10 protein-coding genes and 1 tRNA gene are annotated in these 9,792 nt (G+C 51.4%); 7 read left to right on the top strand and 4 right to left on the bottom strand.

Annotated features, from left to right (window positions below; all coding sequences use genetic code 11):
- Positions 1-1,829, top strand: a 1,829-nt coding sequence (locus RTY00_RS12325; RefSeq protein ID WP_312664647.1) for a pyridoxamine 5'-phosphate oxidase family protein, incomplete at its 5' end; no start/stop codon positions are given.
- 18 nt (positions 1,830-1,847) lie between these two features.
- Here the strand turns inward: RTY00_RS12325 and RTY00_RS12320 are convergent.
- Complete coding sequence (locus tag RTY00_RS12320; RefSeq protein WP_312664649.1) at positions 1,848-2,864, bottom strand: NADP-dependent oxidoreductase; 1,017 nt, start codon at positions 2,862-2,864, stop codon at positions 1,848-1,850.
- Between the two features lie 91 nt (positions 2,865-2,955).
- Between RTY00_RS12320 and RTY00_RS12315 the strand changes: the two genes are divergently transcribed.
- A complete protein-coding gene (locus RTY00_RS12315; protein ID WP_312664646.1) occupies positions 2,956-3,852 on the top strand; it encodes a LysR family transcriptional regulator in 897 nt (298 codons plus the stop codon).
- A 58-nt stretch (positions 3,853-3,910) separates the two neighbouring features.
- Here RTY00_RS12315 and RTY00_RS12310 read toward each other — a convergent pair whose 3' ends face one another.
- Entirely contained in the window at positions 3,911-4,870 is a 960-nt protein-coding gene (locus RTY00_RS12310) for a hypothetical protein (protein ID WP_312664645.1), read from the bottom strand.
- 323 nt (positions 4,871-5,193) lie between these two features.
- Between RTY00_RS12310 and RTY00_RS12305 the strand changes: the two genes are divergently transcribed.
- Both RTY00_RS12305 and RTY00_RS12300 read left to right on the top strand, forming a co-directional pair.
- On the top strand, positions 5,194-5,712 hold the full coding sequence (locus RTY00_RS12305; RefSeq protein WP_312664644.1) for a DUF2778 domain-containing protein: 519 nt from the start codon (positions 5,194-5,196) through the stop codon (positions 5,710-5,712).
- A 242-nt stretch (positions 5,713-5,954) separates the two neighbouring features.
- Positions 5,955-6,446, top strand: a complete 492-nt coding sequence (locus tag RTY00_RS12300) for a type VI secretion system tube protein TssD (RefSeq protein ID WP_312664643.1) — start codon at positions 5,955-5,957, stop codon at positions 6,444-6,446.
- Between the two features lie 164 nt (positions 6,447-6,610).
- On the opposite strand, the gene RTY00_RS12295 is transcribed toward RTY00_RS12300, so the two are convergent.
- Positions 6,611-7,183 (bottom strand): hypothetical protein, encoded by a 573-nt coding sequence (locus tag RTY00_RS12295; RefSeq protein WP_312664642.1) that lies wholly within the window; start codon positions 7,181-7,183, stop codon positions 6,611-6,613.
- Between the two features lie 159 nt (positions 7,184-7,342).
- Here RTY00_RS12295 and RTY00_RS12290 point away from each other — a divergent pair, with 159 nt between their 5' ends.
- Positions 7,343-7,639, top strand: a complete 297-nt coding sequence (locus RTY00_RS12290) for an RAQPRD family integrative conjugative element protein (protein WP_312664648.1) — start codon at positions 7,343-7,345, stop codon at positions 7,637-7,639.
- The gene (locus RTY00_RS12285) at positions 7,605-7,847 is read left to right on the top strand and encodes a TIGR03758 family integrating conjugative element protein (protein WP_312664641.1); all 243 of its coding nucleotides are present in this window, start codon (positions 7,605-7,607) and stop codon (positions 7,845-7,847) included. Before RTY00_RS12290 ends, RTY00_RS12285 begins: the two co-directional genes overlap by 35 nt.
- A gap of 358 nt (positions 7,848-8,205) precedes the next feature.
- On the opposite strand, the gene RTY00_RS12280 is transcribed toward RTY00_RS12285, so the two are convergent.
- A tRNA-Phe gene (locus RTY00_RS12280) sits at positions 8,206-8,281 on the bottom strand.
- A 195-nt stretch (positions 8,282-8,476) separates the two neighbouring features.
- Here RTY00_RS12280 and RTY00_RS12275 point away from each other — a divergent pair.
- Positions 8,477-9,792 (top strand): PAS domain-containing methyl-accepting chemotaxis protein (locus RTY00_RS12275; protein ID WP_312664640.1); only part of this gene is annotated, 1,316 nt, incomplete at its 3' end.

Below are 9,792 nucleotides of genomic sequence, written 5' to 3'. Positions count from 1 at the left end.
GTTTTATCTTCTCGCCGAATGCCAGCACGCTGGATATTGAGGCGCGTCCGCATCAAGGCGATCCGGCGGCGGCGGGCATGCAGGATGGCGCGCCGGTTGGGCTGCTCGGCATCGAGCTGCACACGCGGCGTCGCAATCGCATGAACGGCGTGCTGCAAGCAATTGGCGGCGGTTTTCGCGTGCAGGTGCAGCAGAGTTTTGGCAACTGCCCGCGCTACATCCAGCTGCGTGATTTTCACTATGCCCGCGATCCCGCCGAGCCTTATCGCGGTGAGGTGGAAACCCTGAGCGCGCTGGATGATGCCGCCCGCGCCACCATCACCGCTGCGGATACCTTCTACGTCGCCACCTATGCCGAACGTCAGGTTGATGCCTCGCATCGTGGCGGCAAACCGGGCTTCGTGCGCGTCGGCGAAGATGGCCTGCTGACCATTCCCGACTTTAACGGCAACCTGTTCTTCAACACGCTCGGCAACATTCACCAGAATGGCAAAGCGGGATTGCTGTTTGTCGATTACGCCAGCGGCGACACGCTGCAACTGAGCGGCGATGCCGAAGTAATTCTCGACTCGCCAGAGATCGCCGCCTTTCAGAGTGCCGAACGGCTGTGGACGTTTCGCCCGCGTCACATCGTGCGCCGTCGTGCCGCCCTCGCCTTGCGCTGGTTCACGCCGCCGGATGGCGCTGCACCCAGTTCGCTGATGACCGGCGACTGGCAAGCCGCCGACCAGCGCCTGCGTGCGGCGGAGCTGGCAGCGCGCTGGCGTCCGTTCAAGGTGATGAAGATAGTGGATGAGAGCGCCACGATCCGCTCGTTTCATTTACTGCCGGATGATGGTGCGGGTTTATTGCCGCATCTGGCCGGTCAGCATCTGCCGATTCGCGTCCAGCTGCCTGGAAGCGATAAACCGCTGATGCGCGCTTATACGCTTTCGGTCGCGCCGTCGGATGGGTTTTACCGCATCAGCGTCAAGCGTGATGGCGCAGTTTCGCGCTACCTGCACGATCATCTCCACGTTGGGGATACGTTGGAAGCGCGTGCGCCGGCGGGTGATTTTACCATCGATGCCAGCGAACCACGTCCGGCGGTGCTGCTGGCGGGTGGCGTGGGCATCACGCCGATGCTGGCGATGCTGCGACATCTGATATTCGAAGGAGAGCGCAAACAGCGCTTGCGCCCAACGTTCCTGTTTCAGTCGGCACGTAGCAAGGCTGAGCGCCCTTTCGTGCGCGAACTCGACCAGTTGCTGGCGGTGGCGCATGGCGCGGTGAAACTGGTGCGCGTGCTGAGCCAGACGGCGGATGCAGAGCCGGATATTGATTACGACTTCGCAGGCCGCATTGATATGGCGCTGCTCTCGCAGATGCTGCCGTTTAACGATTACGACTTCTATCTGTGCGGTCCACCGCAGTTTACGCAAGCGCTGTACGACGGGCTGCGCGCCTTCAATATCGCCGATGATCGCATCCACGCCGAGGCTTTTGGGCCGTCGTCGCTGCTGCGTTCGCGCGATGTGGTGGCCGAAGAAAAACCGCTATTGCCGGTGGCAACGCAATCGGTGCCGGTGAAGTTTATGGATTCACTGAAAGAGGCGCGCTGGACGCCGGATGCCGGTTCGCTGCTGGAACTGGCGGAAGCGCGAGGCCTGAGTCCGGCGTATAGCTGTCGCGCCGGACATTGCGGCAGTTGTAAAACCAAACTGCTGCAAGGCGCGGTGACTTACCCAACGCCTCCGAGCGCGCAAGTGGCGGATGATGAAGTGCTGATCTGCTGCGCAAGACCAGCGCAGCAGGAAGGTGAGGTGCAGGTGATTCAGCTGGCGCTGTAAGGCGCCAATTGCCTTAAGTCAGGCATTAATCAGCACGATTTTTCCCTGAATACTGCCGCGAGATGCCCGCTCGTGCGCGGCTGATGCTTGCGCTAGCGGATAGGTGCTATCAACGATGATACGAATGATGCCTTGCTCTAGCAGGCGACCAGCTTCCACCAGCTGACAGCCACTGGAACGCACTTGAGTGAATGAAACGGTAATCTCGCTTTTGACGGCCTCTTCGTATCCCGAGAAGCCGATAGGATTCATCAGGAACAGCGCACCACCTGGCTTGATGACGCGGAGAAAACGCTCCATATTCGCACCGCCAACGGCATCAATCACCAGATCCACATCTTGTGCAACAGACTCAGCGGCGGTCTTGTTGTAATCGATAAACTCATCGGCACCCAGTTCGCACAGCAGTGATTGATGCTTGCCGGAAGCCACCGCGATGACGTGCGCACCTTGCCACTTTGCAATCTGCACCGCCAAATGCCCAACCCCACCGCCTGCACCATTTACCATCACCTTCCGGCCTTTAAGCGGGATTGGAACATGCTGGAAAGACTGCAGCGGGTTCGGAGCATCGTGGCCGAGTTCGATCAGAAACTGCCACACGGTTAGCAATGACATTGGCGCAGCAGCGGCCTCAACATGCGTTATCCCCGCCGGTTTCAATGCCAGCTCATTGGCAGGCACGCGCACGTATTCTGCATAAGCGCCGCTGCCGGTCATTATATCCTGTGGAAAACGCACCATCGCATAGACCTCATCGCCGATGCTGAAGCCCGAAACCTCATCGCCTACTGCGGTAACAACACCTGAGATGTCGGTTCCCAAAATCATGGGAAAGACGGAGCTGGGTTGCCATTCCGGCGGCATCGAACGATAGCCGTCACGCAGATGGAGATCCGGCGGATTAAGGCTTGCGGCATGCACGCGCACCAGCACCTCACCGGCTTCGGCAATCGGCCGGGGGGCATCTTCATAATGCAGAACGTCCGGGCCGCCAAACTCATGCAATCGCACGGCTTTCATCGTATTGGTCATGATCATTTCGCTCTCTCATTGGTCTGATTGAGAAAGCGTACGACTATTACGCCTGATTGATAATAAGACTCTACTTCGCTTTAATAGTGCCATGAAGGAACAAATAGGTTTTGAAAGACTCACTGGCTTAATCGCCTTCGCCCGTGCTGGATCTCTCGGCAGTTACAGTGCTGCCGCCCGTTCGCTGTCGGTTTCACCCTCCGCGATTAGCAAAAGCATCCAGCGTCTGGAGACGCATCTCGGCATTACACTTTTCACCCGCACCACACGTTCGCTCTCCTTCACGCCAGAAGGCCGCGACCTGCATGAACGCGTGCTTAAGTTGCTGCGGGATGCTGAAGAGATTGAACAGGTGGCGAAGTCAGCACGCTCCGAACCGGCGGGCACACTGCGCATTGCGACATCGCTGCCAATTGGCGTGCACATCATCGCACCTGCTATAGCCAGCTTTCGCCAACGCCATCCAAAAGTCATGATCGATTTGCGCATAAGTGATCAAATATCGGATCTTGTGGAAGAGAGAATTGATATTGCAGTGCGCATTGGCGAGCTTGCCGATTCATCGCTGATCGCCCGCCGACTCTCACCTTACCGACTCGGCTGTTATGCCTCGCCAGCGTATTTAGCCACGCATGGCGTCCCGCAGCATCCCGATGAGCTGGATAAACATGAAACGGTTAACCTGCGCTATCAAAGTTCAGGACAAGTATTTCGCTGGCCATTTCGTATCGGTGAGAAGGAAGTTGAAATCGTGCCGACATCTGCTGTGATCGTTGATGCCAGCGAAGGCGTGCTGGCGGCAATTGCTGCGGGTGCAGGCATCGGCATGGCGACGAATTTTATGGCGGATGCCTGGGTTAAGCGCAACGAATTGGTGCCCGTTTTGGCCAATTTCGCCGTGGAGCGACACAATATCACCGCGATATGGCCTCAGAGCCGGCGCAGTAATCCGGCGGTGCGTGCTTTTTTGGATATGCTGATTGATTAACGGAAGTTACTAAGATAGGAAAGTAATATTGCGGTAATAGTCAGTGGAAATATTTTCATTAAAAACTCATGGCCAGCCCCACGCCATATCCCTGGGTATTATTTCCGAACATATAACGTGCCACTATTCGTGTACGACTAATAAAAACCGGATATTTACTACTATCAAGCTCGAGCCCAACACCCAATGAATTTAAACTATCGAATCCTAATTGGCCACGCTGCTCACCCAAATATTCAGTACGTGCAGCCTCAAGCACATAGCGCAAAGGACTTCCCAGCAACGTCCAATCTGAAATTGGAGCGCGACGACGTAAATAGAGCCCGAGGTTTTGCGCTGTAGCACTCCCGCTTACCGCCTCAGAACTATTACCGAAACTATTAAGCTCTTGATAGGAGTATCGCAACTCAACATCAATATCCTGCTCTTTGCTAAATAATTCATAATCCAGCATTAGCGATCCTCCCAAGCCATAAGCATTGAGGCGGCCACCATCCAGAAATTTGTAGTCTGCATCTTTAAATTTTTTTTGCAGAACAAAAGCGCCAATACGCAGATCACTGGCCATTGTACCTAAGGTGAAATTTGCGATGGGTCGCAGGACCCAATTGCCGCCAAGCTTATCCGTATGAAGTTTTATATCCCAGCCAATACCGCCAGTCGCAGTTAAGCTATTCCATTTAACCGGAATTTTGCGGCTTTCATTGCCATTAGAAACAACAAATTGAGGATCATAACGGCTGTAACCGAGTGTACCTTCGAGATAGAGAGGAAATTCTTCACTAAGCGTTGCACCACCGCCAAACTGAGTTATTGAAAGCGAGTTTTTTTCTTTGGTGTCAGCACCGATATTGAGGTCACTTGCGGTGACATCCGGTACCACCGTGTAGCTCATAAGAGAAAGGACGGCATTAGCGCGACTTTTTAGAGGGGTATCATCTGCAGCAAAACTGGTATAACTCGTTAAAAGAATTACGCTAATTTGAATAATTGTTATACGAGAAAAGAAAAGAGCCATGTTTTACTCCAGATGTCACACCTCACGAGTGATCGTTTCTTATTGCATTGCAGCACTGCATATTTATTAAAAAATATTCATCTTATTTTAGACCGGCCTATGTAATAGAAATTAATTTTTCATCATTATTTTTTTTGACCTATAAAGACACAACAACCATAAATATTAGTTATATATTGAATCAAGCAACACTCACTGCCTCATTCAAAGATCATTAGATCAAAACGTTAGATGAACCCATAAGAAAATCTAATATTTATTGGTACTACATCCCATTCACTGTTACTATCACCCACAGTTATTACATGGTTAATGAGGGAACGATGGCACTGAATGGAACACTTATTCTGAACGGTGCGGATTACGCACCGTTAAACATCTATGGCGTCGGCGTTTTCATGGCGTTTTCTGGGAATGGCGCTTATCGAAATCGAGGTGGCTGCGGCGCAGTTCCGGGTGACGGTCCATTGCCACCGGGAAAATACTGGGTTATTGATCGCGGCGCGGGTGGTTTCTTTGGCAAACGAAAGGCTGAATTACAGGACGCCTGGAACAAGTACGTGAACGGTGTGGCCTTTGGCCGAAGTGAATGGTTTGCACTCTACCGGGAGGACTCAGCCATAGACGATGAAACATGGTTTGAGGGCGTGCGCCGCGAATTATTTAGGCTTCATCCGGGAACTATATCAGAAGGCTGCATCACCATTCCCCACAACTCTGACTATGCACGTATCCGCCAGGCGTTTATGAACACTTCAATGGTATCCGTGCCAAGTAAACCTTCGTTAATGGCCCGAGGATTAATTGAGGTTGTTGCCAATGGCTCAGACACTTGCCCGTAGGACCGCAAAATGCGTTTTCTTCATACTAATAACGCTTGTTGTTGGCAGATCGCTCGGTGGCGCTGAAACGTATATCTCACAGGATTTCGCTCGAAAGGTTGCCGTGTTTATCAGCGGCGAATCCAATATAGAAACCCTCTACGACGCCTATTTCTACATTGATGTTGTCATCGTGGTGTCCATCACCACGGCTGTTTACTTAATAACTATGAAGTTAATCCAAAAAATAAGGAGCAAGTGAAATGCCAATCCCTCCGTATATGTGGCTTAAAGATGATGGTGGAGCAGATATTCGAGGATCTGTAGATGTCCACGATCGTGAAGGCAGTATTGAAATTATCGGCATGAGCCACGGCATTAACCTACCGGTGGACGGTTCTAACGGTAAAATTACCGGTACACGCCAGCATTCATCAATGATGATTGAGAAGGAAGTTGATAGCTCAACGCCTTATCTGTACAAGGCTGCGGCCACCGGTCAGACGTTAAAAAGCGCTGAACTTCGCTTCTACAACATCAGCGATGCAGGTCAGGAAGTGTGCTATTACACGGTGCTGATGGAAAACGTGAAAGTCACCGGCGTTAACTGTGGCGTGGCCAACGTGAAACTAGCGGGAAATGACAAACTAAACCATACGGAAAGCGTCAGTTTGCAGTACGAAAAAATAACGTGGCGCATTGTGGATGGCAATATCCAGTACACAGATGCATGGAATGAACGACCAACAGCATAATGCTGAAAGTAGGCTCTTTCTGCTAATGTACTGAGCATCTCGAATGATCAGCTCGTTTGAGCTGGATAAGAGCCTGCCTGCTGACTTTATGTGCAATAGTCAGCAGGCAGGCTGCGAAAACGGAGCGGTATTCAATTAGGATATAAGAAGTCTAAAAATGAAATCTATTCATCCTTAATCATTATAATTTCAAAATTATCCCCATAGGGATTATCCACTTCTAAAATAATCTGTTTTTCACTCTGCTCATTTATAACATACGATTGAGATTTTCCTTTTGCCATAGTCTTTTCTGGCGAGGGGAAATCAAGGCTTCTTAATATAGCCATTTCCGAGTCAGAATACTCTTTACCGGAAACGTTCATTTTGATTGGGTTTGACTTCATATCTTCAAGAGAAATAATCAGATTTTTATCGTATATCTTCCAGCTTCCTGCACCATCCGTCCTATATGTTAAGGAATTTTGATGACCATCCTGCAGCCATTGATAGGTGATATCACCTATGACATTATACTTTCCTGTCGAATAGTAAGTTGTTTTTCCTTTGATCACTTCAGTTAATCCAGACTGTGTTCTTGCGTAGTTGAATGACCATCGACCAACAATATCATCGGTTCTCTCATCGCTAGCTGAACGCGGATTCCACCATATAATCAAAGAGACAATTAAGCCTAATACAACTGCGAAAGAGAGTTGTTTTTTCCAATCCAAAATCTTCTCATATACCGCACGCATTATCACTCCTCCATAAATGACATTCAATCGTATATATTTCTTCATCGATAATTAATTACACAAAGCTAACTATCCTCAGCAAATCTATTGCGAGGATAATATATGTCTTTCAATTTCAAGTTTCGCTAAGTATTGCGTTATCAACGTTAATTTTTTTCGATTCTTTCGAGTGCTCCTGAACTCGACGAACTCGCCGCCACCCAGCGCCTTCTCGATCAAGTCCAGTTATCCCTCGACCGCGCCCGCACTGCTGCCGCGCAATCAGATCCCAATAACCGCCGCCGTTACCTGTTCGACTACAAGAAAGCCAATGAAGACCTAAACACCATGCGTACTGGCATCGACCGCTACAAGCAGCCTTCACGTGCGCAGCCGCTGGATTACGGCAAGGTCAGCGGCGATTACACGCGAGGCCGCCGCTATGGCGATGACTGCCGCGCAGGTCAACGCGTTTAACACGGCTTCCAGCAACATCGTTATTAGCGTTCTGAATCTGGTGTCCGTTAAGCTACTACAGTACGTGCTGTTTCTATGGGTTGCATGGGCGGCTGTAGATGTCTGGCATGGATGGGCAAATACCAAAGTCAGGGATGCCGCACTTGCCCGATTTGCTATCCGTTCTGTGGCTTTACTGATCGTCTGCATCTGGATGTTCGCCAGTTAACGCAGACATTTTCGAAGTGCCTTCACCCGTCAAAGAGGAATGTTCCATGAAATCAAAGTTAGTTCGCTTGTCTCTCTTTAAAGACCGTCAGGTCATGCGTCTGGGTTCCGGGTTGATTCTTGCCTGGTTAGCTGGCCGATCTCTTTACCGTTGAAGCACCTGAATCCTGCGGCGGCATGGATTGGATAAGCGGTTGATAGATTAAGATGATGGTTGTGATTTTTTACAACAACGAAAAAAGGGTACTAGCGTTAACTAGTACCCTTTCTGGAAGGCATTGATGTTTAACTGTTGCTGTGAACACCACCCTCTATAAGCACCCGTCAGAAGTGTTACTTCTAACCAGCGCTTCGATGTATGGTGCCCGGACGCGGAATCGAACCACGGACACGGGGATTTTCAATCCCCTGCTCTACCGACTGAGCTATCCGGGCAACGGGGCGCATTAAACCCTACTCACGCGGCACCGTCAAACGCTTTTCGGCAAAAATCAGCTGACTGATGCCTTTTAAAGCAACCTCCAGACCAACAGGTAAAAAATTATTCGCCTATCGCTGTTATAGGTGAATTTTTAATCGCTTGTGCCGATAACCGTGCTGACATCCTATACCAATAATAAGGTTCGCCCCATGTTCAGCACAATTGCATCAGGAATCTTGTCACGTCTTGCGTGGCAAAAGCGCAGTAATAGCATCGCAACGCTCAGTTCGCTGCAAGACGCTATCGCTATGGTTGAATTCACTCCAGAAGGAAAAATCCTCACCGCTAATGAGCTGTTTCTCGAGCGCATGGGTTATACGCTCAAAGAAATCGTCGGCCAGCATCACAGCATGTTCTGTACCGCAGATTTGCTCAACTCGCCGCAATACCGCGACTTCTGGCGACGCCTGAATCGTGGCGAAGGCTTCAGCGATAAATTCCTGCGCGTGGCAAAACACAGCCGCCCAATTTGGCTGGAAGCCAATTACGTGCCGGTGCAGGATCGCAGTGGTCGGGTGATTAAAATCGTCAAGCTGGCGAGCGATATCACCGCACGCATCATGGACGCCCAAGAGCAGCGCGCCATGACCACCGCGATCGAGCGTTCGATGGCGGTGATTGCCTTCAATCTCAAGGGCGAAGTGTTGATGACCAACGACAACTTCCTGAAAACCATGGGATACAGCGCGTCAGAAGTGATCGGAGTGCATCACAGCCAGTTCTGCCCGCCAGAGATGCGCAACAGCGACGAGTATCGCCGTTTCTGGCACAAGCTGAATCAGGGCGAATTTATCTCCGGCCAGTTCCAGCGCGTGAATAAACGCGGCCAAACGGTATGGCTGCGCGCCACTTACAACCCGGTGTTTAACGAAACCGGCGAGCTATACAAAGTGGTGAAGTTCGCCACCGATGTCACCGCGCAGGTGGAGAAGAATCAGCAAGAGCGCGAAGCCGCGCAGCAGGCGTATCAAACTGCGCTGCAAACCAGCGAAAGCACGCGCATCGGGGCCACGGTGATTGAGAACAGCGTGCAAACCATGAATGATTTGGCCGGCGAGCTGCATGGCATTTCCGGCGATATCAACGATCTGAGCGAATCTTCAGACCGCATCGGCGCGATTGTCGAGAGCATTCGACGGATTGCCGATCAAACCAACCTGCTGGCGCTTAACGCGGCGGTGGAAGCGGCGCGCGCCGGTCAGCATGGTCGCAGTTTTGCCGTGGTCGCCAATGAAGTACGCACGCTGGCGGCCAACATCAACCGCGCCACCACCGAGATTGAGAACATGGTGCAGCAAAACCATACGCTGGCGGAGAAAGCACTGAAAGGTATCGCATCCAACCTGAAACGTGCCGATCAAGGCGTGGTGCTGGCGAAGGAAGCCGGCGGCATGATGGCGGATATTCGCGGCAGTTCCAGTGAAGTGGTGCGCGCGATTGGGCACGTTACGGCGGCGTTGAAGGA

This window comes from Pantoea sp. CTOTU49201, assembly GCF_032054795.1.
Lineage (GTDB): Bacteria > Pseudomonadota > Gammaproteobacteria > Enterobacterales > Enterobacteriaceae > Pantoea > Pantoea symbiotica.
This window is presented reverse-complemented; position numbering and strand designations above follow the sequence as displayed.

Bases quoted from the DNA above. Each gene is read 5' to 3' on its own strand.
- RTY00_RS12320 (WP_312664649.1), bottom strand. From the start codon at position 2,864: ATGACCAATACGATGAAAGCCGTGCGATTGCATGAGTTTGGCGGCCCG.
- RTY00_RS12315 (WP_312664646.1), top strand. From the start codon at position 2,956: ATGAAGGAACAAATAGGTTTTGAAAGACTCACTGGCTTAATCGCCTTC.
- RTY00_RS12310 (WP_312664645.1), bottom strand. From the start codon at position 4,870: ATGGCTCTTTTCTTTTCTCGTATAACAATTATTCAAATTAGCGTAATT.
- RTY00_RS12305 (WP_312664644.1), top strand. From the start codon at position 5,194: ATGGCACTGAATGGAACACTTATTCTGAACGGTGCGGATTACGCACCG.
- RTY00_RS12300 (WP_312664643.1), top strand. From the start codon at position 5,955: ATGCCAATCCCTCCGTATATGTGGCTTAAAGATGATGGTGGAGCAGAT.
- RTY00_RS12295 (WP_312664642.1), bottom strand. From the start codon at position 7,183: ATGCGTGCGGTATATGAGAAGATTTTGGATTGGAAAAAACAACTCTCT.
- RTY00_RS12285 (WP_312664641.1), top strand. From the start codon at position 7,605: ATGGCGATGACTGCCGCGCAGGTCAACGCGTTTAACACGGCTTCCAGC.